24 protein-coding genes are annotated in these 25,501 nt (G+C 71.1%); 12 read left to right on the forward strand and 12 right to left on the reverse strand.

Translation table 11 applies throughout. From position 1 onward, the window contains the following. Window positions 1-60: 60 nt before the first annotated feature. On the forward strand, window positions 61-468 hold the full coding sequence (locus SACE_RS22320) for a RidA family protein (RefSeq protein WP_009943522.1): 408 nt from the start codon (window positions 61-63) through the stop codon (window positions 466-468). A gap of 25 nt (window positions 469-493) precedes the next feature. Here SACE_RS22320 and SACE_RS22325 read toward each other — a convergent pair whose 3' ends face one another. After that, on the reverse strand, window positions 494-1,171 hold the full coding sequence (locus SACE_RS22325; protein WP_009943521.1) for a GntR family transcriptional regulator: 678 nt from the start codon (window positions 1,169-1,171) through the stop codon (window positions 494-496). A 67-nt stretch (window positions 1,172-1,238) separates the two neighbouring features. Continuing rightward, window positions 1,239-2,102, reverse strand: coding sequence for a dihydrodipicolinate synthase family protein (locus SACE_RS22330; RefSeq protein WP_009943520.1), 864 nt, complete (start codon window positions 2,100-2,102; stop codon window positions 1,239-1,241). A 110-nt stretch (window positions 2,103-2,212) separates the two neighbouring features. On the opposite strand from SACE_RS22330, the gene SACE_RS22335 reads away from it, so the two are divergent. Then, window positions 2,213-3,223 carry a 2-hydroxyacid dehydrogenase gene (locus SACE_RS22335; protein ID WP_009943519.1) on the forward strand — a complete coding sequence of 337 codons (1,011 nt, stop codon included), beginning with the start codon at window positions 2,213-2,215 and terminating at the stop codon, window positions 3,221-3,223. A gap of 20 nt (window positions 3,224-3,243) precedes the next feature. Then, window positions 3,244-4,548 carry an MFS transporter gene (locus SACE_RS22340; RefSeq protein WP_009943518.1) on the forward strand — a complete coding sequence of 435 codons (1,305 nt, stop codon included), beginning with the start codon at window positions 3,244-3,246 and terminating at the stop codon, window positions 4,546-4,548. Between the two features lie 74 nt (window positions 4,549-4,622). On the opposite strand, the gene SACE_RS22345 is transcribed toward SACE_RS22340, so the two are convergent. From SACE_RS22345 to SACE_RS22360, 4 genes are all read right to left on the reverse strand, one after another. After that, the gene (locus tag SACE_RS22345; protein ID WP_009943517.1) at window positions 4,623-6,206 is read right to left on the reverse strand and encodes a BCCT family transporter; all 1,584 of its coding nucleotides are present in this window, start codon (window positions 6,204-6,206) and stop codon (window positions 4,623-4,625) included. 520 nt (window positions 6,207-6,726) lie between these two features. Further along, window positions 6,727-7,806 carry a tartrate dehydrogenase gene (locus SACE_RS22350; RefSeq protein ID WP_009943516.1) on the reverse strand — a complete coding sequence of 360 codons (1,080 nt, stop codon included), beginning with the start codon at window positions 7,804-7,806 and terminating at the stop codon, window positions 6,727-6,729. Window positions 7,807-7,906: 100 nt separating this feature from the next. Beyond that, window positions 7,907-8,812 carry a LysR family transcriptional regulator gene (locus tag SACE_RS22355; protein ID WP_009943514.1) on the reverse strand — a complete coding sequence of 302 codons (906 nt, stop codon included), beginning with the start codon at window positions 8,810-8,812 and terminating at the stop codon, window positions 7,907-7,909. Between the two features lie 210 nt (window positions 8,813-9,022). Beyond that, on the reverse strand, window positions 9,023-9,415 hold the full coding sequence (locus SACE_RS22360) for a DUF5997 family protein (RefSeq protein ID WP_009943513.1): 393 nt from the start codon (window positions 9,413-9,415) through the stop codon (window positions 9,023-9,025). 61 nt (window positions 9,416-9,476) lie between these two features. Between SACE_RS22360 and SACE_RS22365 the strand changes: the two genes are divergently transcribed. Beyond that, window positions 9,477-10,232 (forward strand): LysR family substrate-binding domain-containing protein, encoded by a 756-nt coding sequence (locus SACE_RS22365; protein ID WP_009943510.1) that lies wholly within the window; start codon window positions 9,477-9,479, stop codon window positions 10,230-10,232. Window positions 10,233-10,389: 157 nt separating this feature from the next. Beyond that, window positions 10,390-10,719, forward strand: a complete 330-nt coding sequence (locus SACE_RS22370; RefSeq protein ID WP_009943509.1) for a GYD domain-containing protein — start codon at window positions 10,390-10,392, stop codon at window positions 10,717-10,719. A gap of 61 nt (window positions 10,720-10,780) precedes the next feature. Here the strand turns inward: SACE_RS22370 and lanL are convergent, their stop codons facing one another. Next, entirely contained in the window at window positions 10,781-13,363 is a 2,583-nt protein-coding gene (gene lanL / locus SACE_RS22375; protein WP_231849729.1) for a class IV lanthionine synthetase LanL, read from the reverse strand. Between the two features lie 112 nt (window positions 13,364-13,475). Beyond that, window positions 13,476-13,646 (reverse strand): SflA family class IV lanthipeptide, encoded by a 171-nt coding sequence (locus tag SACE_RS38400; RefSeq protein WP_009943505.1) that lies wholly within the window; start codon window positions 13,644-13,646, stop codon window positions 13,476-13,478. Between the two features lie 299 nt (window positions 13,647-13,945). Between SACE_RS38400 and SACE_RS22380 the strand changes: the two genes are divergently transcribed. The 3 genes from SACE_RS22380 to SACE_RS22390 are packed head-to-tail and all read left to right on the forward strand — an operon-like array spanning window position 13,946 to window position 16,891. Next, complete coding sequence (locus SACE_RS22380; protein ID WP_011874399.1) at window positions 13,946-15,847, forward strand: ABC transporter ATP-binding protein; 1,902 nt, start codon at window positions 13,946-13,948, stop codon at window positions 15,845-15,847. Window positions 15,848-15,884: 37 nt separating this feature from the next. Further along, the gene (locus SACE_RS22385; RefSeq protein WP_009943503.1) at window positions 15,885-16,382 is read left to right on the forward strand and encodes a MauE/DoxX family redox-associated membrane protein; all 498 of its coding nucleotides are present in this window, start codon (window positions 15,885-15,887) and stop codon (window positions 16,380-16,382) included. Beyond that, window positions 16,379-16,891: a peroxiredoxin family protein gene (locus SACE_RS22390; protein WP_009943502.1), complete on the forward strand. Its 513-nt coding sequence runs from the start codon at window positions 16,379-16,381 to the stop codon at window positions 16,889-16,891. The genes SACE_RS22385 and SACE_RS22390 overlap by 4 nt, the downstream gene beginning before the upstream one ends. A gap of 44 nt (window positions 16,892-16,935) precedes the next feature. Here the strand turns inward: SACE_RS22390 and SACE_RS22395 are convergent, their stop codons facing one another. The 3 genes from SACE_RS22395 to SACE_RS22405 are packed head-to-tail and all read right to left on the reverse strand — an operon-like array spanning window position 16,936 to window position 20,508. Then, complete coding sequence (locus SACE_RS22395) at window positions 16,936-19,110, reverse strand: xanthine dehydrogenase family protein molybdopterin-binding subunit (protein WP_009943500.1); 2,175 nt, start codon at window positions 19,108-19,110, stop codon at window positions 16,936-16,938. Then, the gene (locus tag SACE_RS22400; protein WP_009943499.1) at window positions 19,110-20,069 is read right to left on the reverse strand and encodes an FAD binding domain-containing protein; all 960 of its coding nucleotides are present in this window, start codon (window positions 20,067-20,069) and stop codon (window positions 19,110-19,112) included. The genes SACE_RS22395 and SACE_RS22400 overlap by 1 nt, the downstream gene beginning before the upstream one ends. Continuing rightward, entirely contained in the window at window positions 20,056-20,508 is a 453-nt protein-coding gene (locus SACE_RS22405; RefSeq protein ID WP_009943498.1) for a (2Fe-2S)-binding protein, read from the reverse strand. The genes SACE_RS22400 and SACE_RS22405 overlap by 14 nt, the downstream gene beginning before the upstream one ends. A gap of 229 nt (window positions 20,509-20,737) precedes the next feature. Between SACE_RS22405 and SACE_RS22410 the strand changes: the two genes are divergently transcribed. The 3 genes from SACE_RS22410 (at window position 20,738) to SACE_RS22420 (ending at window position 24,323) form a co-directional block, all read left to right on the forward strand. Next, complete coding sequence (locus tag SACE_RS22410) at window positions 20,738-21,310, forward strand: TetR/AcrR family transcriptional regulator (protein WP_011874401.1); 573 nt, start codon at window positions 20,738-20,740, stop codon at window positions 21,308-21,310. A gap of 280 nt (window positions 21,311-21,590) precedes the next feature. Beyond that, the gene (locus SACE_RS22415) at window positions 21,591-23,135 is read left to right on the forward strand and encodes an AbgT family transporter (protein WP_009943495.1); all 1,545 of its coding nucleotides are present in this window, start codon (window positions 21,591-21,593) and stop codon (window positions 23,133-23,135) included. A gap of 36 nt (window positions 23,136-23,171) precedes the next feature. Next, window positions 23,172-24,323, forward strand: coding sequence for a M20 family metallopeptidase (locus SACE_RS22420; RefSeq protein ID WP_009943494.1), 1,152 nt, complete (start codon window positions 23,172-23,174; stop codon window positions 24,321-24,323). A gap of 98 nt (window positions 24,324-24,421) precedes the next feature. Here the strand turns inward: SACE_RS22420 and SACE_RS22425 are convergent, their stop codons facing one another. Beyond that, window positions 24,422-24,790 (reverse strand): hypothetical protein, encoded by a 369-nt coding sequence (locus tag SACE_RS22425; protein ID WP_011874403.1) that lies wholly within the window; start codon window positions 24,788-24,790, stop codon window positions 24,422-24,424. A gap of 466 nt (window positions 24,791-25,256) precedes the next feature. Between SACE_RS22425 and SACE_RS22430 the strand changes: the two genes are divergently transcribed. Beyond that, the gene (locus SACE_RS22430; RefSeq protein ID WP_021341257.1) at window positions 25,257-25,439 is read left to right on the forward strand and encodes a hypothetical protein; all 183 of its coding nucleotides are present in this window, start codon (window positions 25,257-25,259) and stop codon (window positions 25,437-25,439) included. The last annotated feature ends 62 nt before the right edge of the window (window positions 25,440-25,501 follow it).

Raw genomic sequence — 25,501 nt, forward strand, 5'->3', positions numbered from 1 at the left:
CGCCCGGTGCACTCGAGCGGTTGCGAAGATCAGGACGTCCGCCAGCACGAGGAGACGACGATGATCAAGCGCTGGAACCCCTCCGGTGTCGCCGCGCCCGCCGGCCGCTACAGCCACCTGGCCTCGGTCCCCGCCGACCACGGGGTGGTGTTCCTGTCCGGCCAGATCGGCGCGCGCGAGGACGGCTCCCTGGCCGGTCCGGACGCCGAGGCCCAGACGCGCCAGGCCTTCACCAACATCGCGGTCCTGCTCGACTCCCTCGGCGCAGGCCCGCGGTCGGTGGTCAAGCTCTTCACGCTCGTCGCGGGCACCGAACACCTCGACGGCTTCCGGTCGGCGCTGCGGGAGGTCTTCGACGACTGGTACCCCGACGGCGACTGGCCCGCGCAGTCCCTGGCGGTGGTGGCCGCGCTCGCGACGCCCGAACTGGCCGTCGAGGTCGAGGCGGTCGCCGCGGTGCCGCGCTGACGGGCGCTGCCCGCCGTGCGGCGGATCAGTCCGCCGTCGCGGACCGCTGCGTGGTGCCGATCGCGGCGCGGAGGCGGTTGCGGGCACCGAGGAGGTGGGCGCGCAGGTTCGTCAGCGCCTCCTCCTCCGGGCCGTTGCGGGCCAGGCGCAGCAGGTCGGCGTGGGCTTCGGCGGCCGGGTGCAGGTCGACGTCCTGGGCGTTGGTCACGTCCAGCACCACGGCGATCGTCGGCAGGTACTGCTCCCACACCGCCCGCAACCGCCGGTGCCCCGACAGCCGGTAGAGCTCGGTGTGGAACTCGAGGTCGGCGCGGGCGAAGGTCCGCACGTCGCGGCGCTGCGCGGCGTTGGCCATCTCGTCCACGCACTCCTGCGCCCGGTCCCAGCCGCCCGGCTCGGCCCGCCGCATCGCCAACGACATCGCGAGGGTTTCCAGCGACTCCCGCAGCATGTACAGCTCGTCGACGTCGTCCTCGGTGAGCCCGGTGACGAACACGCCGCGCCGCCGCGACTCCAGCAGCCCCTCGGCCTCCAGCTGCCGGTAGGCGTCGCGGATCGGGCCGCGGCTGACGTCGAACTGCTCGGCGAGCACGTCCTCGACCAGCCGGGTGCCGCGCGGCAGCTCCCCGCCGATGATGCGGACCCGCAGCTCGTGCGCGACCCGGTCGCCCAGCGACCGCTGCACCAGGGACGGGAAGCTCACGACCAACTCCTAGGCTCGGGCTGCGGTGCCGCCCCGCCGGTGGATCTTCGGCAGGGCGGCCACCAGGTTAGCGCGCGTTCTCGGCCACCAGATCCTTGATCAACGACTCGGTCTCGGCATCCGGGTCGGCCACGGTCATCCGGGACTCCCCGGCGGGCAGCCCGCGCAACCGCTGCGCGCACTTGATCCGCCCGATGCTCGGCCCGAGCGCGGCCACCACGCGGTCGACCCGCTGCTGCACCTCGCCGGTGTCGCGTCCGGTCCGGATCGCTTCGGCCAGCTCCAGGAACGGTTCCGGGAGCGCCGCGGAGCATCCGGAGACGGTGCCCTCGCCGCCGGCGGCGAGGACGCCGCCCAGTTCGCGGTCGTTGCCGGAGTACACCTCGAAGCCCTCCGGCGCCGCCGCGACGTGCTCGCGCACCCGGCGGGACGCGGCGCCGCTGAGCTTGACCCCGGCGAGCCCGTGCGCGGCGGCCAGTTCGGCGCACAGTTCCGGCGACACCTCCAGCCCCGTGCGCTCCGGGAACAGGTAGGCGAAGATCTCCGCGTCCCCGGCGGCGTCCCGGACCGCCCCGAAGTAGGCGTGCAGCTCCTCGGGCGTCGCGGGCAGGTAGTACGGCGTCAGCGCGGCCAGCCGTCGCGCGCCCGCGCGCACCGACGCGCGGGTCAGCTGCGCGGCGTTGTGGGCATCGGCCGTGCCGACGTGCGCGATGACTCCCTCCGCTCCGGCGACCTCCAGCGCGGCGTCCAGCAGCGACATGCGTTCGTCGATGGTCAGCGCCGGGAACTCGCCGGTGGTGCCGCCGACGAGCAGTTGCCCGGTGTGCTGCCCCGCGAACCGGTAGAGCTGTCTGGCCGCCGCCAGGTCGAGGTCGCCATCGGGCTGGAAGGGCGTGGTCACCGCGGTGATGACCGTGCGCTGGCCGCTCATGCGGATCCTTTCGTCCGGATCGGTACGACCCCAGCATACTTCGTTAACTGTATTTCGTTAACGGTTGACTGAGGCAGGGTTTCCGCCGAGACTGTGCCGACCAGCGCCGCGTGACCTCCGCCGCGCTCCCCGAAGGAGAGGAGCAGGCCCGCATGGGCGAGCACATCGTCAGCCTCTACCACCTGAACGACATCACCGAGGCGGAGCTGCGCAAGCACCTGCCCGACCACCCCGGCCTGCGGATCACCGAGATCGGGCCGGACGCCGACCCCGCAGGCCACCGCGCCGAGCTCGCCACCGCCACGATCGTGCTGGCCCCGCTGGAGAAGGAACGCCGGATCGACGCGGCCCTGCTCGACGCGATGCCGAACTGCCGCCTGATCCAGTCGGTCGCGGTCGGGTTCGACGGCGTCGACCACGTGGCCGCCGCCGAGCGCGGCATCCCGGTGGCGAACCTGCCGGGCTTCAACGCCGACGCCGTCGCCGACTGGACCGTGGGCGCGATGCTGCACCTGCTGCGCCACTACGCGGCCGGACATCGCAAGGTCGAGCAGGGCGGCTGGGGCCCGGAAGGACTGCGCGGCCGCGATCTCAGCGCGCTGACGGTCGCGATCCTCGGCTTCGGCAACATCGGCCGCGCGGTGGCCCGCCGGCTCGACGGATTCGGCGCGGAGATCGTCGTGCACGACCCGTTCCCGTCGGAGCCCGGGCGCCAGTACGTGGCGCTGGAGGAAGCCGTGGCGCGGGCGGACGTGCTGAGCCTGCACATGCCGCTCAACGACGCCACCCGCGGACTGCTCGGGGACGAACTGCTCGCGACCATGCCCTCGGGCGCTTACGTGGTCAACGCCGGGCGCGGCGGCGTGATCGACGAGCCCGCACTCGCCCGCGCGCTGGACTCCGGCCACCTCGCCGGTGCCGCGCTCGACGTCTTCGCCGAAGAACCGCTGCCCGCGGACTCGCCGCTGCGCGGCCGCGACGACGTGCTGCTCACCCCGCACACCGCCGGGGTGACCTGGGAGGCCTACCACAACCTGCGGAACCGCCTGTTCGACAAGCTCGCGGCGGTGCTGGCCGGGAAGTCCCCCGTGGACGTCGTCAACGGCGTCCGACCGCGCTGATCCCCGAAAGGAACAACCTCATGGCCACCCTGTCCCGGTCAGAGCCGACCGGTACCCCGGCCCCGCGTCGCGGGATCGGCAAGCTGCGGTACGCGATGCTGGGCGTGCTGTTCGCCGGCATCGCGATCAACTACGTCGACCGCGCCACGATCAGCGTCGCGATGCCGTTCATGAGCGAGGAGATGGGCATCTCCGACGCGCTCGGCGGCGTGATCCTCTCGGCGTTCTTCTGGACCTACGCCGCGGGGCAGATGCCCGGCGGCTTCCTCGCCGACAAGCTCGGTGCCCGCAAGATGCTCCTGCTCGCCAGCCTGTGCTGGGGTCTGTCGACGATGGCGATGGGCCTGGCGTGGGGCGTGGTGTCCCTGGTGGTGCTGCGGCTGGTGCTGGGCATCGGCGAGTCGCCCGCCTTCCCGGCCAGCGCCCAGGTGGTGTCGCGCTGGTTCCCCCGCTCCGAACGCAGCTTCGCCGCCGCCACGTTCAACAACGGCAATCCCGTCGGGGCGACTCTTTCGGTGCCGCTGGTGGCGTTGGCGATCGCGACGCTCGGGTGGCGGTGGGCCTTCGTGCTCGCCGGTGCACTCGGCGTGGTGTGGGCGCTGGTGTGGTGGAAGGTCTACCGCGAGCCGCGCGAGCACCCGAAGATCACCGCGGCCGAGCTGGCCCACATCGAGGAGGGTCAGGAGGAGTCCGAGGCCGACGCGTCGGTGCGCTGGGCGCAGCTGTTCCGGTTCCGCGCGGTGTGGGCGATGATGATCGGCTTCTTCTGCGTCAACTTCGTCGCCTACTTCTTCATCACCTGGTTCCCGACCTACCTGGTCAAGACCTACGGGCTCAGCCTGCTGAAGTTCGGCTTCTACGGCATGATCCCCGGCATCGCCTCGATGGTCGGCGGCTGGTGCGGCGGCCTGTTCTCCGACTACCTGGTGCGGCGCGGTACCTCGCTCACGGTGGCCCGCAAGATCCCGCTGGTCGGCGGGCTCCTGGGCACCTCGGTGATCGCACTGGCGGTTTTCTCGCCGTCGGTGGAGATGGCGCTGACGGCGCTGTCGGCGTCGTACTTCTGCAGCACCTTCGCCGCGGCCAGCGTGTGGGCGCTGCCCGCCGACTTCGCCCCGACGCCGGGCCACGTCGGTTCGCTGGCGGGCATCCAGAACACCGCGGCGAACATCGCCGGGATCATCTCGCCGATCCTCATCGGCGTGCTCACCGGCCTGACCAGCTCGTTCGTCCTGCCCCTGCTGATCGCGGGCGGTGTGGCCCTGACCGGCGCGGCTGTCTACGCGTTCGTGCTGCCACCGGTGCGCCGGTTGCGCGTGGGGTGATGCGCCGGCGGCCCGCGCCCCCACCCGGGGTCGCGGGCCGCTGCGCAGGCGCACGGCGGTGAACACCTACCGGATCACGCCGTGGGAACCGGCTTCTCGGCTTCCCGCTCCGCTCGGGCCGGTTCGGGCTCCGGCCTGAACAACGGGTCCTCGCGCACTTCGCGCCACAGCGAGTAGGCGAGGCCGACCATCAGAACGACGAACGGCGCCGCCGTGATGATCACCGTCTGCTGGAGCGCTTCCAGGCCACCGGCGACCAGGAGCACGATGGCGGTCACGCCGGTGAGCCCACCCCACAGGGCCAGCACCGCTGCCCGGGGCTTCGTCTCGCCGTCCGAGGACAACATGCTCAGCACGAAGGTGTTCGCATCGGCGCCGGAGACGAAGAACAGCAGGACCAGGACCATGGCGACCGCGGAAGTCGCGGTCGGCCAGGGGAAGGCTTCGAGCATCGCGAAGATGGCGTTGTTCGAGTCCTGGGCAGCGGCTCCGGCCACGTGCCCACCGCGGAAAGCGTCCTGGAAGATCGCGGAGCCGCCGAAGACGCTGAACCACAGGAAGAAAACCGCACTGGGCACGCCGATGACGGCGACGACGAACTCGCGGATCGTGCGCCCGCGCGAGATGCGGGCCAGGAACACCCCGACGAAAGCGCCCCACGAGATCCACCACGCCAGCATGAAGTAGGTCCAGTTCTGCATCCACGCCAGCTCGCCCGAGCTCCCGGTTCGCAGGCTCATCGGCACGAAGTCACCGACGTACTGGCCGATGGACTCGACGAACAGGTTGAGCACGAAGGCCGACGGTCCGGCGATCAGCACGAAGGCGAACAACAACCCGGCCAGCCCCATGCTGCTCTCGCTGAGGAAGCGGACTCCCCTGTGCAGACCGGTGATCGCCGAGATGGTGAACAGGATCGTGACCACGGCGATGATGAGCACCTGGGTTCCGGTTCCCGCCGGCATCCCGAACACCCGGCTGAGCCCGCCGTTGATCTGCAGCGCACCGAGTCCCAGCGACGTCGTGGTCCCGAACAGCGTCGCGAAGATCGCCAGCACGTCGACGGCCTTGCCGACCGGGCCGTCGACCCGCCTGCCCAGAACGGGACGCAGCATCGGGCTGACCAGTCCCTTGCGGCCCTTGCGGTGAGTGGAGTAGCCGAGCGCGATGCCGAACACCGCGAAGATCGCCCACGCGTGCAGGCCCCAGTCGAAGAACGAGTGCTGCAAGGCGACCACCGCCGCGTGCCTGCTGCCCGGCTGCGCCAGGCCGTGCGGCGGCTCGGCGAAGTGGCTGATCGGCTCGGACACCCCGTAGGACACCAGGCCGATGCCCATCACGGCCGCCAGGATCATCGCCAGCCAGCTGACCGTGCCGAACTCCGGGCGGTCGGTGTCGGCGCCGAGGCGGATCCGGCCGAACCTGCCGGCCGCCAGCACGATCAGGAAGACCAGCACGCCCAGGCTCGACACCAGGTACACCCAGCCGAACTCACCGGTGACCCGGTTCAGCGCGGTGGAGGTGACCGCGTTGAGGTTCTCGGTGAACAGCGTCGCCCACAGCACGAACAGGCCGCAGAGCGTGACCGATGCGTAGAAGACGCTGCCCAGCGGCGGTGAGGTGGTATGTCGCCGGGTGGTGGCGGTGGCTCGTGCCATGTTTCGACTCCAGGTTCGGACGTGGTGGGTTCCCGGTGCGTGGCCGGGCAGGACGCGTTGCGCCGCCTGGCGGGAACCGGGATCGGGGAGCCGAGGTCATGCCGTGACACGGGCACGGTCGGCGGGGTGACTGGATTCTGCTCCTGACGGGGTTCCGGGAACCGGGTCGGCGCTCGCCGACCGGATCGCGACGAACCCCGAGGTCACGCAGGATGCCGACGACGGGCATCGGGTCGTGCTGCGTGCGGCCCGTCTCGGCCGCGGAGTACGCGGCCCCGGATCGTACCCTTGGCCAGATCACGACGACGCGCCCGTGGGGCCCTGCCGTCGCGGAGGTCACCGCGGCACGTGCGCGTTCGGATACGGCACCGCCCGTCTGAGAAGCGCACGGCGTGTGTGGAGCCGGTGCGAAGCGGAAGTCGCAGTCGCACCTCCGCTGCTTTCGGAACCGGAGTGCGGCACATGCGAAAAGCCCTCGAGCGCGTGTTGAACGCACTCGAGGGCCCGTTGTGGTTCCGCGTCAGGCGAGGTGTTCGATGACCGCCGCGACGACCTCGTCGGTGCCGGCGGTGCCGCCGACGTCCCGGGTCAGGACACCCGACGCCGTGGTGCGCTCGATGGCCTTGCGCACCCGGGCCGCCTCGTCGGCCAGCCCGAAGTGGTCGAGCATCAGCGCGGCGCTGCCGATGGCGCCGATCGGGTTGGCCAGGCCCAGCCCCGCGATGTCAGGGGCCGAGCCGTGGACGGGCTCGAACATCGACGGGAACCGGCGCTGCGGGTTGAGGTTCGCGCTGGCGGCGAGCCCGAGGCTGCCGGCGAGCGCGGAGCCGAGGTCGGAGAGGATGTCGGCGTTGAGGTTGGAGGCCACGACGACCGAGAGCTCTTCGGGGTGCAGCACGAACTTCGCCGACATCGCGTCCACGAGCACGCTCTCGGTCTCCACGTCGGGGTAGTCCTCGGCGACGCGGGCGAAGACCTCGTCCCACAGCACCATCCCGTACTGCTGGGCGTTGCTCTTGGTCACCGACGAGACCTTCCTGCGCGGCCTGGTGCGGGCCAGGTCGAAGGCGAAGCGGATGATCCGTTCGCAGCCCCGCTCGGTGAACAGCGAGGTCTGCAGGGCGACCTCGTTGCCGGGCCCGCGGCCGGAGAGGTTGCGCCCGCCCAGGCCGGCGTACTCGCCCTCGCTGTTCTCTCGGACCACGACCCAGTCCAGCGCGGTGTCGTCGGCCTTGCGCAACGGCGAGGTGACGCCCGGGTGGAAGTGGACCGGCCGGACGTTGGCCCACTGGTCGAAGTTCTGGCAGATCCGCAGCCGCAGCCCCCACAGGCTGACGTGGTCGGGGACGGAGGGCCAGCCGACGGCGCCGAAGTAGATGGCGTCGAACCCCTCGAGGATCTTCAGGCCGTCCTCGTCCATCATGCGGCCGGTCTTCTCGTAGTAGCCGCAGCCCCACGGGAACTCCGTCCAGTCGAAGGTCCACGCCCCACCCGAGGACTGCGCCAGCGCGTCGAGCACGGCACGTCCGGCGGCGACGACCTCGGCCCCCACTCCGTCTGCCGGAATGGCGGCGATCCGGAACGTGCGCGGTGCTGACATCAGGTCACTCCCTGGTGCGTACGGCTGTCCTCACTCCGAGTGAAGACCCGCGGGGACCCGGCGTCCAACACGCGCTTCCGATCCGGTCCATAGGTTCTGGCTATCCCGGCTGTTCGAGGTGGTCGACCGGCGTGTAGGAGCGGGCCACCTCGAGGAAGGCGCGGGCGGCCGGTGTCAGCGGGGCGGACCGGCTGACCAACGCGACGTGGAGCTGGGCGGGAGGGTCGATGCGGACCGCGCGGGCCCCGGCCCGGCGGGCCAACGGCGCCCAGGCAGCGGGCAGGACCGCGAGACCGACCCCCTGCAACACCAGCGGGAGGATCGACGTGCGGTGCGCGACCTCCGCCACGATCTCCAGGTCCGCACCGGAGGCGAGCACCTCGTCGACGATCCGGCGCATCAGGCTGCCGGGAGGCGAGACGATCAACCGGCTCCCCGCCAGCGCCGTGCGCGGCACGGGGTTCCCGGCGGGGAAGTCCACGTCGCTCGCGCCGACCAGGACGAAGTCCTGCGACTCCAGCGGCAGGACGTCGACGCCCGGGGCCTGCACACTGCCGGGTGCGCCGACCAGGCCGAGCTCGCACACGCCCTGGCGAACCTTGCGCACCACCTCTTCTGTGGTGAAGGCGGCGTCGGCGCCGACCGTCACGCCGGGGTGACGCCGGGTGAACAGGCGGGTCAGCGTGCCGAGGGGCTCGATGCCCGGCGAGGGCATCGTCACCAGCTCGACCCGTCCGCGCCGCACGCCCTTCAGGGAGTCCATCGTCGCGCGGGCCGTGCGCAGGTCGCGCAGGACCTGGCGAGCGGGCGCGATCAGCTCCTTGCCCGCGTCGCTGAGCACCGCACCGCGGCCGACGCGGTGGAAGAGCCGGACACCGAGCTCGCGTTCGAGGCCGGCGATGGCCTGCGACAGCGAGGGCTGGGCGATGTGCAGCTCCTGCGCGGCACGCCCGAAGCCGTCGTGGTCGACGATCGCGAGGAAGTACTCGAGCTGGCGCGCGTCCATCGTCGGTCCGCCTCCGGTACGAGCAGGTGTGGATCACCCCAGGTAATCACCCATTCATACGGCGAACCTATCAGTCGCGCAGCACGCTTCCCTGTTCGGAACGGGACCGAGGTCACTGTCGGGTCCACGTTCGGCGGGTCGGGGCCGACTCGGAGGTGGGGTGGTCGTGAACCGTCGACGCCGTCGGCCACGACCCGCGCGGCCCCTGTCTCAGGCGCGCGAACCGCGCGGTTCCGCCTTCTTCGCCTTGACGCGGGCCACTTCCCTGCGGTGGTCGGCCTGGGTGGCGCGTTCCCGCTCCAGCCACTCGGGGCCGTCCGCCTTCAGCTCGTTGATCTGGTCCGTGGTGAGGGGGTCGGTGATCCCGCCGCGCGCGAGGCCGCCGATGGAGATGCCCAGCCTGGCCGCGACGACCTGCCTCGGGTGGGGTCCGTTGCGGCGCAGCTCCCGCAGCCACTCCGGCGGGTCGGCCTGCAGGGCGTTCAGCTCGTCGCGGGAGACCACGCCCTCCTGGAACTCCGCCGGGGTGGCTTCCAGGTACACGTTGAGCTTCTTCGCCGCGGTCGCCGGCTTCATCGTCTGGGAGGTCTTCTGCGACGTCATGCCGTAGAGGGTATCGACCGGGGTGCGCGCTACCTGCGGTGACGCCCGGTAACCTGGCCCCGTGGCAGGCTCGGACGAATCCCCCACCTTCACCCTCGCCTACGTCGCGGGGGTGACACCCGGCAAGTGGGTCCGGAAGTGGAACGAGCGGCTGCCCGAGGTCCCGCTGAACCTCGTCCAGGTGTCGGCCGCCGAAGCCGCCGACGTGGTGCGGGAGCGCAAGGCCGACGCGGTGCTCCTGCGCTTCCCGGTCGACCGGACGGGCCTGCACGCGATCCCCCTCTACACCGAGACGACCGTCGTGGTGGTCCCGAAGGACCACTTCGTCGCCGCGGCCGACGAGGTGTCCCCCGACGACCTGGCCGACGACGTCGTGCTGCACCCCCTCGACGACACCCTCGACTGGGAGCAGCCGCCCGGACGACCCGCGGTCGAGCGCCCCGCCACGACCGGGGACGCGATCGAACTGGTCGCGGCCGGAGTGGGGCTGCTCGTGGTCCCGCAGTCGCTCGCGCGGCTGCACCACCGCAGGGACCTCACCTACCGGCCGGTCACCGGCACCCCGCAGTCCCGCGTCGCGCTGTCGTGGCTGGAGGACGAGACGACCGACCTCATGGAGCAGTTCATCGGCATCGTGCGCGGGCGGACCGTCAACAGCACCCGGGGGCGCCCGCCGGCCCAGGCGGCGGCGAAGCCCAGGCGGCCCGAAGGTGAGAGCAAGAAGCCCGCCGCCCGCAAACCGGCAGGCAGGAAGCACCAACCGGCCCGCGGTGGCCCCAAGGGTGGCAACCGGGGGAAGCCGCGCCGCCGCTCGTAGCGACCGGCGCACGAGCTCTCGACCGCAGGCGGCCGGTCCCGGCTCGAATTCCGGTTCGACACAGCTCGGGGGGTCCTTTGGACTCTTCCGCCTTCGCAGCCCGGAGTCCGACGCTTTTCGTAGCCATGCAGCACGCCTGGAGTGCACGAGCTGTGAGGTGATCGAAGTGCCCAAGTACCTGGTGCGAGCGACTTACACCGCCGACGGTGTCAAAGGTGTGCTCAGAGAAGGCGGCACGGCTCGGGTGGACGCCGTGCGCAACATGATCACCAGGCTCGGCGGCGAGGTGGAGTCGTTCTACTTCGCCTTCGGCGACTACGACGTCTACGTCGTCGTCGACCTGCCGGACAACGTCTCGGCCGCGTCCGTCGGGCTGACCATCACCGGCAGCGGTGCCGTCCGGTCCGACACCGTGGTGCTGCTGACTCCCGGTGAGGTCGACGAGGCGGTGGCGAAGGAGTTCGAGTACCGGCCACCGGGCGGGTGACGCCCCGCCCCGGTCGCGGACCACTGTGGACGGTTGTGGTCCGCGGACCGGGAAATGCCGCTCATCGCGGCGGGGTCCAGTCGACGCTCCACAACCGGGCACCGCCACGCCGGTGCAACCTGCGCAGGAACGACAGCACCCCGGAAGAACCCGTGGCCCAGTGGCCGCTGGCGGTGTCGAGCGAGTTGCCGGCGAAGGACGGCTGCTCGGGTGTGCCACCGCTGCGGCACAGCATGAGCTCGGCGACCTCCTCGGCACCGCGCCAGAACTCCTCGTCCCCGGTGGCCGTCGCCACGTCGACCAGAGCCTCGCCGATCCCGGCGAGCCCGCAGCACTGCGAGACGACCCACGCCTGGGGTGCCAGCACCATGCACGCGCGGGCGCCTTCCTTGGCGAGCGCAAGCAACCGGTCGTCGTCGAGAGCCCGCCCCGCGAAGACGAGGGCGGAGGCGATGCCCGACATGCCCTGGCACCACGACGCAGCCATCGGGCGGGCAGCCGGGCGCCGCATGACCGCGACCAGCTCCTCAGCCTCGGCGGCCAGGGCGCCGAACCGCTTCCCGGCCTCCTCACCGGCGGCGGGGTCACCCGTCCTGAGGTGGTGTGCCAGCAGGAAATACGCGATTCCCGCGGTGCCGTGCGCGAAACCGGCTTCCAGCGCGACACCGGAACCGGGCTGCGCCGGCGGAGCCGCGTCCTCGGCGTCGGTGACGTCGCCGCTGAGCAGGCGCCGCGCGCACTCCGAGGCGATGTCGAGGTGCCCCTCGCCCGGCGCGAGGTCGTGCAGCACGAGATGTCCGGCGCCGATCCCGGCCACGCCGTGGATGTAGTCGCCGCGCTCCCGGTCGCCGAGCTCGATGCGCTCCGGCGGCGCGAGGTCGGGTGCGAGCATGCGGCGGGCGGTGGCCAGGTAGAGCGCGGTGCCGGTGCGGCCGAAGTACAGCGCGGAGGGCAACCGCGCGGGCGGTGTCATCCGGACGGTCCACCGGGCGAGGTCGGCCGCGACCGCCTCCGACTCCGCGTGGTGCAGCAGTTCCATGCCGAGCCCGGCCGAACCGCTGTAGACGTTGGTCACCGGCGGGTCGGCGCGGTCCGGGTCGGGTGAGTCGGCCATGAGCTTCGTCGCGAACCCGCTGCATTCCCGCAGCGTGTGCCGCAACGCCGATTCCAGCAGGTCGGGCGAGAACTTCGGCGGCGCGGGCCGGGAGCCGCGCACGGCGACGGCGCCGCCGCGGTACCGGCCCGCGCGGATGTCGGCGACTGCGGCGCTGCGCTCCGCGGGATCGAGGCTCAGGAGTCCGGGCAGCAGCGCGCGGACCCCGGTCCTGGCGTCCGGGTACAGCCGGGCCAGGCACATCAGGGTGCGTTCGAGGTTGCGGACCGGGTCTGGGTCGATGGCGACCGGGTTCATCCCCGACGCGGCGAAGAACAGCGTCGCGCCCAGCGAGAAGTAGTCGTCCTCGGGTTCGGCGGGCCGCTCGGTGTGCTGGTCGGGCACGCTGTAGCCGCGGGTCCAGCCGGGGATCTGGAGGCCGTCGTAGCGGCTGTTGCCGAAGTCGATGAGCGTGCAGCGCCCGTCGTCGTCGAGCACGATGTTCTTCGGCGAGAGGTCCCGGACGACCACGCCGCGTTCGTGCACCGCGTCCAGGACCGCGAGCAGCCGTTCCGCCAGGAGACCCAGGTCGCGGCCGGTGTCGCCGGGTTCGTCGAAGAACAGGCCGTGCTCGCCGACGAACCGGTTCAGATCGCGCGTCCCCGCGTCGGTGGTGACCAGGTACTCGTCCTCGCCGTGGCGGAAGTGGTCGATCAGGCCGGGGACGCCTTCGACCCCGTCCAGCGCGTGCAGGATGCGGCGCTCGTTGCGCATCTGCCCGCGCAGGTCCATGCCGTTGACGTTCTCGCTGACGTAGGCCCGGGCCTCCTTGACCACGACCTGGCGGCCGTCGGGGTCCACGGCGCGGTAGACGTTGCCGCGGGGACCGCGCATGACACCGGAGGTGAGCCGGTAGCGACCGCCCAGCGTGGTGTGCGCCGGTTCTGCGGTCCGGCCGGCCTCGGGCGCGGGCTCCGGGCGGAAGGGGTCGGTGGCCCAGTGCGGGCAGCTGTACTCGGGCCCCGCCGCACCGGCCTCGGTCTGGCCGTCGGGCCCGATCACCACGAGTTCGAAGTCGCCGTTGTCGTCCACCCGGAACTGCGGGCGGAAGGGCGCATAGCGGTAGTACACCGGTGCGTCGCGCCGCACGCGGCGGTCGCTGGCGATCCGCGGCGCCGACATGCCCGCCAGCGCCTCGGCGAGCTCGTTTCCGAGCCGCACGACGGAGTTCTGCGGCGGGTAGACCGTCAGGGCTTTGCCGACGGCGCCGGGGTCCAGGTCACCGGAGTTGAGCTCGCGCAGCGTCGAAACCGACTTGGCCACCTTGAAGTCGCAGTCGCGGGACAGCAGCAGCGGCAACACCCGATCCAGCGTCTCGGCCAGCGTGCCGGGCCGCGCGGACACGTGCAGCTTCCAGCCCTGCGCGGGAATGTCCAACCCGGTTTTGCGCACGCTGATCCAGGTTCCGTCGACCGCCACCTCGCGGCAGGCGGCGGTCGCGGCCGCGGTGATCCGGTCGATCACGTGATCCGGTGAATCCGAAACGGCCACGGCCGTGTCCATTGAACGCCCTCCCGCATTCGCAGCAGCTCGGAAATCGCGAGCACGCGAGGCAGAAAGGCCGCCATGGCGAAATGCGGCCTTTCTGCCGTTCGCGTCGGAATCAGACGATGGACGGGCAGCAGGGCCAGCTGCTGCAGACGGTCCGCTTGCAGGTGTTCACGCACGCCTGCGGGCCGTGCAGGACTTCCTTCAGCTCGGTCTCGAAGTCGACGGCGACGTCGTCGAGTTCGAGAACTCCCGCGTCGCGGGGCTCCAGCGTGAGCGCGGACATGGCGATCTCCTTTCCGGGTTGCCTCGTGGGCAATCCATGCGGGCACGACGGAGGTGCGTGCGGATTCGTCGGCGTGCACCCCCAGTTCTGCACGGCGAACGGCCATTGGCGGGCATCCAGGGCCCGGAAGCTGCCGTCGGCGAACCTTTGGAATTGTTGGCACAACGGGCCTGGTTCACCTAGAGCCAAATGGACGAATAAAGGACGTTTACACATCTGCATTGGTCGTCTAGTTTCTCGCCTGTGATGGGGTGTGATCCGTCCGGTGCGCACTGGTCGCGCGAAACCGGGCTTTCTCGATGAAGTCGTTGCTCCGCCGGAGAAAACAGGCGGCCGAGCCCTCCGATCTGGTCGTGCCGTACTGGCAGTGGCACGACGAGGAGCTGTTGTCGGCGGGCCTGCTGACGATGGCGCGGCGGCTGCCCGCGCTGGTCGCCGGCGCGCTGCGGGTCGCGTGGCAGGCCAGCAGGCGGGACACGGCCGCCACGCTGGGCCTCAACGCGGTCGCCGGCTTCTTCACCGCCTTCGGCCTGCTGGCCACGACCGGAGTGCTGGAGTCGCTGTTCGCCGCGGGCCCCACAACCGACAGGGTGCTCGCGGCGCTGCCCGCGCTGCTGGTGGTGGCCGCCGCGGCCGGGTTGCGCGCCGCGCTGCTCGCCGGCGCGGGATGGGCCCAGGAACGCCTGAAACCGCAGGTGGAGCGGCTCGCCGAGACCAGGCTCTTCCGGCTCACCACCGAGGTGGAGCTGACCGCGTTCGACGACGAGGAGTTCCACAACTCCATGCAGCGGGCACGCGACAACGGCGTGCCCGACTCGGCGACCGTGGTCGAGATGACCGTCAACGTGCTCACCGGCGTCATCGGCGTCCTGTCGGCCGCTGTCACGCTGGGCGTGCTGCACCCGCTGCTGATGCCGCTGCTGCTGGTCACCGCGGTGCCGGACGGGTGGGCGGCGTTGCGCTCCGCCCGGATGCGCTACGCGGCCTTCCGACGGGTCTCCACGGCGCGGCGCCGCAAGTTCATGCTCTCGGACCTGATGGCCGAGCGGCCGCCCGCCGCCGAGGTGCGCGCCTTCACGCTGCGCGGGTTCCTGCTGGCCGAGTACGACCGGATCGCCGACGTCGAACAGCGGGTGGAGCTCGACGTCGCCCGGCAGCGCACCAAGACCAGGGTGGCGGGCGATCTCATGGGCGGTGTCGCGCTCGGCGCCGTCTACACGGCGCTCGGCGGCATGCTCGCGGCCGGCATGGTTCCACTCGCCGTGGTCGGCACCGCGGTCCTGACGATCCGCGCGAGCCAGACCTCGCTGGCCGCGCTCGTGCAGGCGGTGAACAAGCTCTACGAAGCGGGCCTCTACTTCGGTGACTACCTGGACTTCTGCGAACTCGCACAACGGCGGGTCCCGGCGGACCGCGGCACCACGGCCCCTGCGGGATTCCGGCGAATCACCGCGGAGTCGGTCAGCTTCACCTACCCGGGAGCCGACGCGCCGTCGCTGTCGGAGGTGAGCATCGCGGTCGACCGCGGTGAGGTCGTCGCGCTGGTCGGGGAGAACGGATCCGGCAAGACCACGCTGGCCAAGCTGCTCGCGGGCCTCTACGCGCCGGACTCGGGGGTGGTCCGCTGGGACGACACCGACATCGCCGGGATCTCGGGAAAGGCGCTGCACGACCGGATATCGGTGATCGCGCAGGACCACACCCGGTGGCCGCTGACCGCGTTGCAGAACATCACCATGGGCCGCCCCCTGGACGGCGAGCGGCTCGCGGGCGCGGCGGCGGCTTCCGGCGCCGACGAGGTGGTCGCGCGGCTCGGCCGGGGCTACGAAACGCTGCTCGACCGCAGGTTCGAGGGCGGGCACGAGCTGTCCGGCGGGCAGTGGCAGCGGATCGCCATCGCGCGCGCGTTCTACCGGGACGCGGAGCTGATGATCTTCGACGAGCCGACCTCGGCGCTGGACCCGAAGGCCGAGCACGCGCTGTTCGAGCGGATCCGGCGGCACGCCGACGGGCGCACGGTCCTGCTCATCACCCACCGGCTCTCCAGCGTGCGCTACGCCGACCGCATCTACGTGCTGAACCGGGGACGGGTCAGCGAACAGGGCACGCACGCCGACCTGGTGCTGGCCGACGGGGAGTACGCCCGCCTCTACGAGTTGCAGGCCGCGGCCTACCGGGAACGCGAGGCGCGCCCGGCATGAGACCTCGCCCGCGAACACCGCACCCCGCGGGGGCACGATGATCCTCTCCTCCCCCGCGGCCTACGCGCTGGCCGCCGTGCTCGGTTTCGCTGCGCTGGGCAAGGTCTCCGACATCGGCGGGTTCGCCGGTGCGATCGCCGGTTACCGGATGCTGCCGCAGTCGTGGACCAGCACGGTCGCCGGAGTGGTCGTCGGTGGCGAACTGCTGAGCGCGATCCTGCTGGTGTGGCCGCACACCCGGTTCTGGGGAGCGCTGCTGTCGCTCGGGCTCCTCGCCGCCTTCCTCGTCGGCATGCTCGGCGTTCTCCGCCGGGGGCTCCGCGTGGACTGCGGCTGCTTCCGGACGACCGGCCCGGAGGAGATCGTCGGTCCCGGCACGGTGGTGCGAACGGGATTGCTCCTCGTGCTGGCCGTGCTCGCGGCGTTGCCCGGGGAGCCGGCGTTCCGCCTCGTGCACCTCCTGCTCGCGGTGCTGATGCTGGTCACCGTCTTCCTCTCCGCGACCCTGGTCTCGTTCACCGCGAGGTCGGCATGACCGCGGAGTGGGCGGTGCTCCTGCTGCTCTCGCTGCTAGCCGTGCTGAACTCCGTCGCGGCCATCGCCCTGATTCGGCAGCGGATCTTCGCCGAGCAGCCCGCTTCCGCGGCCTACGGTCCAACACCGGGAACAAGCCTGGACGTCGGTGTTCCCGTGGAGTCGTTGAGCGCGGGAGCCGACAAGGTGCTGTTCGGGTTCATCTCACCGCAGTGCGGCCACTGCCGGATCATGCTGGCGGAGTTCGTCCGCTTCTCCGCACGGATCCGGGTCGTGCTGGTCAGTGCGGCCGATCCGCAAGAGGCGCGGGCACACCTCGCCGCCCACGACGTCGACCTGCCGCTGGTGACCGGTACCGACGTCTTCGACGCCAACGACGTTCCCGGGCCGCCCTACGCCGTCGTCACCGACGGCCGCGGCATCGTGCTGGCGCAGGGTGGAGCGAACCGGCCGGAGCATCTGGAGGAACTGCTGTCACGGGCCGACGCCCTGCGTCCGCCTGCGACGTAGCCAGTACCACCGTGGGCCCGGGCCCACGGTGGTACTGGCGGCCGTCACTGCTCCAGCAGGTCCTCGAGCACGATGGGGATGTGGCGGACGCGAACGCCGGTGGCGTTGTGGATGGCGTTGGCGACGGCCGCAGCCATGCCGACGGTGCCGATCTCGCCCACTCCCTTCGCACCCACGGAGTTGTGCAGCGTGTCCGGGTACTGGACGAAGTGGACGTCCACATCGGATATGTCGGCGTTCACCGGCACCAGGTAGCCCGCGAAGTCACCGTTGGCCAGCCGGCCGTTCTCCTCGATCTCCAGCCCCTCGTGCAACGCCGCCGACACGCCCCAGATCATGCCGCCCATGAGCTGGCTGCGAGCCGCCTTCTCGTTGATGATCCGGCCCGCGTCGAACACGCCGAGCATGCGGGAGACCCGCGCCTCGCGCGTCCACCGGTGCACCCGGACCTCGCAGAACTGGGCGCCGAAAGAGCTGAACGAGTGCTTGGTCAGCTCCTCCCCGGGCGCGGACGAACCCGTCGCGGCCAGCGAGGAGCGGTCCACCGCCCGCAGCAGCTCACCGAAGGTCATCGACCGGTCCCCGGCCAGCACGCGACCGTCCTCGTAGGTGACCTCCATGCCCTCGAACGGCGCGCCCGGGGACGACGCCAGGGCCACCAGCTCGTCGATCACCTCGGTCGCTGCGATCATGATGGCCGAGCCCACGCTCGCGGTGGCGGTCGAGCCACCGGACAAGCCCCCGGGCGGCAACGCCGAGTCGCCCAGCCTCGGCGCAACCCGCTCCGGGGCGATGTCCAGCGACTCGCCGCCCACCAGGGAGAGCACGGTGAGCAGGCCCGTTCCCGGGTCCGACCCGCTGGTCGCGACCACGGCGGTGTCGTCGGCCCGCAGGGTGACCTCGACCGTGGCCGGGAACCGCAGCGCCGGGAACATCGCGGTGGCCGTGCCCAGACCCACGAGCCAGTCGCCGTCGGTGCGACCGCGCGGCGAGCGGCTCGCCCAGCCGAACCGCTCCGCGCCGAGGCGGAAGCACTCGTCGAGGTGCTTGCTCGACCACTGCAGGTCCTTGCCGGGCGGCGCGGTCGAGTTGTTCCGCATGCGCAGCTCGATCGGGTCCATGCCGAGTTCGACCGCGAGCTCGTCGATCGCGCTCTCCAGCGCGAAGGACCCGGGCGCCTCGCCTGGCGCGCGCATGAACGTGGTCGGCGGGATGTTCAGCGGCACCATCTTCTGGCTGATGGCCAGGTTCTCGGTGGCGTACCACTCGCGCGAGGTGCCGTGCGAGGTCGGTTCGACGAAGGACCGGTCCATCGGGGTGCTGCACCACGAGTCGTGGCGCAACGCGACCAGCGTGCCGTCGGTGCGGGCGCCCAGGGCGATCTTCTGGACCGTCGCGGGGCGCGTCGCGGTCGCGGTGAAGACCTGCTCCCTGCTCAACGCCGCCTTGACCGGCCGGTCCAGCGCCTTGGCCGCGGCCGCCGCCAGGAACGCGGGCGCGGAGGTGCGGGCCTTGCCGCCGAACGCCCCGCCCACGTAGGGGTTCACCGCGTGCACCGACGACGGGTCGACGTCGAACGCACCGGCCAGCTCGGCCGCCTGGAGGTGGGCCCCCTGGTTGCCGCTGTAGACCGTCAGGCCTCCGGAGTCCCACACCGCGACCGCGGAATGCGGTTCCATCGCGGCGTGGTTCTGGGTCGCGGTGCTGTAGGTCGCCTCGAACACGACGGGACTCGAGGCCAGCGCGTCCTCGATGGACTCGACGCCGTCGGCGAGCACCGTGAGCGACGGCGGCGAACCGCCCCGGTCCGCCGGCGCGTCCTCGGCCGAGTCGAGGCCGTCCTCCAGCGAGGTCAGGGCCGGCCGCTGGTGGTAGGAGACCTCGACGAGCATCGCCGCGTCCCGGGCCTGCTCGTAGGTCTCCGCCACCACGAAGCCGATCGGCTGGCCGTAGTAGGCGACTTCCTTGTCCTGCAGGGGAACCCACGTCTCGCCGAACAGCGGGGAGCTCGGTGTGCGCAGCTCCAGCGGGTTGAACGGCGTGAACACGCCAAGCACGCCGGGAGCGCGCTCGGCCTCCGCGACGTCCATGGCCGCGATCTCGCCGTGGGCGATCGTGCTGAGCAGGACGTATCCGTGGACCATGCCGGGGAGGTTGTGGTCCACCCCGTACCTGGCCTGCCCGGTGACTTTCGCCGGGCCGTCCAGCCTGCTGGTCATCAGCGGCTCCCCTCGGTCAGTTCCAGCAGCGCGCGGACGACGGTCCGCTTCAGCAGAGGCACCTTGAAACCGTTCGCGGACAACGGCCTGGCACCGTCGGCCGCCTCGGACGCGGCGGCCTCGAAGGACTCCTGGGTCGCGGGCGCGCCGCGCAGGGCCTCCTCCACCGCGGGCAGCCGCCACGGCACGGTCGCCACGCCACCGACCGCCACCCGGGCGTCGGCGATGCGCGAGTCCCGGACGTCCAGCGCGACCGCGGCCGAACACAGCGCGAACTCGTAGGACTGCCGGTCCCGAACCTTGACGTAGGTGGAACGCGACGCCCAGTCCAGCCGGGGGACCACGACCTCGCTGATCAGCTCCCCGTCGCGCAGGTCGTTCTCCACCTCGGGGGTGCCGCCCGGCTGCCGGTAGAAGTCGGCCAGCTTGACGGTGCGCTCCCCGGCTGCGCCGACCAGCCGGACCTCGGCGTCGAGCGCGACCAGAGCCACCGCCAGGTCGCTGGCGTGCGTCGCCACGCACGCGTCGCTGGTGCCCAGCACGGCGTGCATCCGGTTGGCCCCGGAGATCGCGGGGCAACCGCTGCCCGGTTCCCGCTTGTTGCACGGCGTCGCGACATCGCGGAAGTACGTGCAGCGAGTGCGCTGCAACAGGTTCCCGCCGATGCTGGCCATGTTGCGCAGTTGCTGCGAGGCGCTCAGCAGAAGGGCCCGGGAGATCGCCGGGTACACACCGGGATGCCCGGCGACGTCGCTCATCCGCTCCAGCGCGCCGATGCGCAGGCCGTCAGCGGTGTCGATGCCGCGCAACGGCAACGCGTTGATGTCCAGGACGTGTTGCGGTGTCAGGACGTTGAGCTTCATCAGGTCGACGAGCGTGGTGCCGCCGGCCAGGAACGTGCCGGGCGAGGCGAGAGCGGCCTCGACGGTGGCGGGTTCGGTGAGGTCAAAGGGTCGCATCGGCCTGCCTCGCTTGTTCGACTGCCGCGACGATGTTCGGGTAGGCCGCGCAGCGGCAGAGGTTGCCCGACATGAACTCCCGGACGTCCTCGACGTCCTGGCGGACCGCGGCGACCGCCGACATGACCTGCCCGGAGGTGCAGAACCCGCACTGCAGGGCGTCCTGGTCGACGAACGCCTGCTGGACCGGGTGCAACCCCTCCTCCGAGGACAGCCCTTCCACCGTGGTCACCGGCTGCTTCACGGTCGCGGCCAGGGTGAGGCACGACAGCACGGGCCTGCCGTCGACGTGCACCGTGCAGGCACCGCACTGGCCGCGGTCGCAGCCCTTCTTCGGACCGGTGATGCCGAGGCGTTCGCGCAACGCGTCCAGCAGCGTCACACCGGGATCGACGCTCAGCTGTTCCGTCCTGCCGTTGATTTCGAGTGAGATGTCCACTGGATCTCTTTTCCGCGGATCGTCCGCGTAGGAAACCTGGCGGTGTCAAAGTGGTGGGAGCGGCTCCGTCCGGCCCACCGCCGAGTCGAACGGATAGTCATCCGTTTCGGTCCCGAGGCTAGTGGATTATTATCCGCTTCGCAAAGTGCGTCGGTCGCGGCGCTGTCCCGGCTCCAGCACCGCCGTGCATTACATTCCAGGGGGACGAGGCGACGACCGGGGAGGGATGATGTCGACGGGATCGGTCAGCCCGCGGCGCGCGGACACCCGGCGCAACCACGAACGCATCCTCACCGCGGCGGCCGAGTCGCTGACCAGGTGCGGCGCGGTGTCCTTCAACGCCATCGCCAAGCAGGCCGGGGTCGGCGTCGGCACCGTGTACCGGCACTTCCCCACCCCGGAAGAGCTCATCCTGGCGGTCTACCGGCGCGAGGTGCGCCACCTCGTCGAGGTCGTGCCCAGCCTGCTCGAGGCGCACCCGCCGGAACAGGCGTTCCGGGTGTGGACCAGCGACCACCTGGCGCACTACATGATGACCAAGCGCGGGCTGGCGAAGGCCCTCAGCGCCGCGACGGCGTCCTGCGGCGAGCTGCCCGCCAGCGCCCACGAGGCCATGGTGGGCGCGGTCGCCACCCTGCTGGAGGCCAACGTCGAGGCAGGCACCGTCCGCGCCGACCTGGACCCGGAGACGGTCCTGCGCGGACTGGGCGGCCTGCTGTTCCTGGACCCCGGCGGCGACTGGCAGAACCAGACCGCCAACCTCACCGATCTGCTGTGGCGCGGCATGCGCACGGCGGACTGACCCGCACAGTTGCTCCCTCCGACCGCCACACGGCCAGACCAGTTGATTTCAGTTCGCTCTGAAGTAATGAATGCGATCTATTTCAGTGGCAAGTGTAGGTGATCCGGACTCGAGTCGAGTGCTGCACCTTCGACCACGCAGAAGGCAGTATCCCCACCGCAACGGCCGCAACCGAATAGAAACACCACCGCTTCGTGAAGCATTGACAGATTGCGCCACGTGATCGTTGAATGCTGCGAACGCAGCAGCGGGACTGCCGGCCGGAGCGGGAGGAGCTCAGGTGACCACGACGGACGGAGCACGCCGCAAGCGCTCGATGGCACTGCTGCTGGGCTTCCTGCAATGGGTCGAACGCCTCGGGAACAAGCTGCCGCACCCGTTCTGGCTGTTCACCATCATGGCGGGGCTGGTGATGGTCCTCAGCGGCGTGCTCGGCGCGCTCGGCGTCTCCGCCGTGTCCCCAGTGGACGGCAAGACCATCCGCGTCCGGAGCCTGCTGTCGGCCGAGGGCGTGTCGACCATCATCGGCGACGCGGTGGAGAACTTCGCGAAGTTCCCGCCGCTGGCGCTGATCATCGTGGTGATGCTCGGGGTGTCGGTGGCCGAGCGGAGCGGGCTGCTCAACGCGATGCTGCGGGGCAGCGTCACCCGCGTCCCGGCGAAGTACCTGACGTTCGTCGTCGCGCTGGTGGGGATCACCGGCAGCGTCGCCTCCGACGCCGCGTACGTGGTGCTGATCCCGTTGGGCGCGCTGGTGTTCAAGGCCGCCGGACGCAGCCCGATCCTCGGACTGGTGGTCGCGTTCGGATCGATCTCGGCGGGCTACAACGCATCGCTGCTGCTCACCCCGACCGATGCGATCCTCGCCGGGCTGACCACCAGCGCGGCGCACTTCATCGACCCGAACTACTCGGTGACGCCCCTGTCCAACTTCTACTTCTCGTTCGGTTCGGCGCTTTTCCTGGCCGTGGTCATCACCCTGGTCACCGAGTTCGTTCTCACCAGGCGGACCGAGGGCATGACCGCCGACGGCGAAGGCCTGGACCAGCAGCTCGGCGAGATGCGGCTCAACGCGGCGGAGCGGCGCGGCCTGCGCAACGCGGGCCTGACCCTGCTGGCCGTCGTGGCGGTGCTGGTGGCGGTCCTCGTCCCGGCCGGCTCACCGTTCCGCGGCGAGGGCGGCGGCATCCTCAACTCTCCGGTGATCACCGGCGTCGCCTACCTGCTCGGCCTGGTGTTCCTGCTGACCGGCGCCGTCTTCGGCCGCACCACCGGCAGCCTCGCTCGCGCCCGGGAGATCCCCGGTGCGATGGCCAAGGGCGTGGTCGACCTCGCACCGGTGGTGGTGCTGTTCTTCGCAGCCTCCCAGTTCCTCGCCTACTTCAAGTGGACCCGGATCGGCGAGATCCTCGCCATCCACGGCGCGGCGCTGCTGAAGTCGGCCGACGTGCACCCGCTGGTGCTGATGCTCGGCCTGACCGCGCTGGTCACCTGCATCAACCTGCTGATCACCAGCGGCTCCGCGCAGTGGGCGCTGGTCGGCCCGGTCGTGGTGCCGATGTTCATGCTGCTGGGCGTGTCACCGGAGACCACGCAGGCGGTGTACCGGATCGGCGACTCCGCGACGAACCTGATCAGCCCGATGAGCCCGTACTTCGCGATGGCGCTCGGGCTGCTGCAGCGCTACCGCAAGGACGCCGGGATCGGTTCTCTGATGTCGCTGACCATCCCGATCTCCTTCGCCGTGCTGACCGGCTGGATGCTGTTCTTCATGGCGTGGTGGGCGCTCGGCGTTCCGCTGGGACCCGGCGCCCCGGTGCGCTGAGGCGCACCCGAAACGCGACAGGAGAGGTGACGAGAGTTGAACGACGCGACAGCGTTGGTGGACCGGGCCGGGGCAGCGCTTCCCGACGTGCTGGCCGACCTGCGCCGGCTGGTCGAGAGCGAGACCCCCAGCAACGACAAGCAGGCGCTGGACGCCGGGCTCGCCGACATCGGGAACTGGCTCACCGAACGGCTCGGCGAACCGGCGGCCCGGGAGCGCCACGACGGCGGCCGCTACGGCGACATCCTCGACGTCACCTTCCCCGGCACCGCGGCCGGCACCGTCCTGCTGCTGTGCCACTACGACACGGTGTGGCCGGTGGGCACGCTCGCGGAGTGGCCGTTCACCACCGAGGGCGACCGGATCACCGCTCCTGGTTGCCTGGACATGAAGCTCGGCATCGTGCACGGCGTGTGGGCCCTGCGGCTCCTGCGCGAGCTGGAGATCCCGCACCCGTCGGTGCGGTTCCTGCTCAACGGCGACGAGGAGATCGGCAGCCACGCCTCCCGCCCGCACATCGAGCGGGCGTGCACCGAGAGCACAGCGACGCTCGTGCTCGAACCCAGCCGCGCGGGCAAGGCCAAGATCCGCCGCAAGGGCCTGGGCCTGTTCGACCTCGCGGTGCGCGGCGTGGAGTCGCACGCCGGGCTCGACCCCGCGGCCGGGGCCAGCGCCATCCACGCGCTGGCCGAGCTCATCCCGGCCGTCACCGCGCTCGCCGACCCCGGCCGCGGCACCACCATCAACGTCGGGCTGATCACCGGCGGCACCGGCCGCAACGTGGTGGCGGGACGCGCCGGTTGCGAGATCGACATCAGGATCCAGGACCCGGCCGAAATGCCGCGCATCGACGCCGGTTTCGCCTCGCTGGCGGTCGCCGACGACCGGATCGAGGTCGAGGTGACCGGCGGCTGGAACCGGCCGCCGATGAACCCGAACCCGCCATCGGAGCGGCTGTTCGACCACGCCCGCGGCGCGGCCGAGGACATCGGCCGCACGCTGGAGGGCACCTCGGTCGGCGGGGTGAGCGACGCGAACTTCGTCTCCGCGCTGGGGAAGCCGGTGCTCGACGGTCTGGGCGCGGTCGGCGCCGGCCCGCACTCCCGCGGCGAACACGTGGTCCCGAGCGAGTCGCCGGGCCAGCTCGCCATGCTGGCGGGACTCATCAGCCGCCTCTGCGACTTCTAGACCCGCTGCCGCGTGTGTCCGCCGGGCCCGTCTGCGTCGCCCCGGACACGGGGGTGGTGGCGCACCGAGCGGTGCGCCACCACCCCCGCGAGGCGGGATCACCACCAGCCGCCGCAACCGAGCAGGTCGTTGCAGACCCTGAACACGACTTCGTCCCGATCCTGGTAGCTGCCGCGCCACGGGGAGTCGATCGGGCGTCCGCCGTCCTCGCGACGCTGGAGGTAGCTGCCTCCCGGCAGGTCCGACGGGCCCTCGTTCCACCACCGGCCGTCGTAGTCGTTGCCGTCCCAGCTCCACGTCTTGCACAGGTGCACGTGCCCGCTGCCCATGTAGAGGTTCGTGCAGGCCTTCGCCGACGGCTTGGCGTCAGCACCGGACTCCGCGGCGGCGGTCAGCGCCGGGGCGGTGGTCGCCAGCACCATCGCGACCGCTGCCGTGGTCGCGGCCTTGCCAATGGAATAAACCATGGATCGCTTGCTCCTTCGATCAGAAGTGGGACTCCGGATTCCGGCCTGTGCGCTGTGGAACGGTGCGAGGCCGTCACCTCGGGTGAGGCGGTGAGGAGCTTTCTCCCGTCTCGAGGAGCTGGGCAACAAGAAGGCGCCGTCCCGGACGGTCCGGGACAGCACGCATTCGTCTTGGCTGGTCAGAGCCTTGTCCGGGACGCTGTCCGGACAGCGGTCGAAGTCGACCGCCGACGCGCGGAAGGCATGCGCACCGCTGCCTCGGGGAGCGGATCAGGCCATGGTCGCTACGTTCAGCCAGTTCGCAGTGGTCACCATCGTCTGGAGAGTGGTCGCCGCGGGGCGGTGGTGCACGCGAGCAGGCTGGTCGACTCGCTGGGATTCGACCGGACCGAACGCGCCCGGCTGAAGGCGATCAGCAAGGGGGAGGACCTCGGCGCCGTGGCGCGGTGGCCGGATCCGCAGGCCATTGAGCGAGCGGGAGCTGATGCGCCACGAGCAGAAGTCCGCGCTGCTCGTGGCGTACGACGCGTACTTCCCGGACATCGCCACGAAGGAGTCACTGGTCGAAAGGCTCCGCGTAGCCGGCCGCGGCGAGTGCGAGCTCGACGACCGGCTCGTGATGCTCGTGTGGTCGGCCATCTTGTGGTAGCCGCCGTTGTCCTCGTGGAGCAGCAGCACGAAATCTTCGGGTAGCGACAGCGAGGACATGGC

Origin of the sequence: Saccharopolyspora erythraea NRRL 2338 (genome assembly GCF_000062885.1) — a bacterium.
GTDB lineage: Bacteria > Actinomycetota > Actinomycetes > Mycobacteriales > Pseudonocardiaceae > Saccharopolyspora_D > Saccharopolyspora_D erythraea.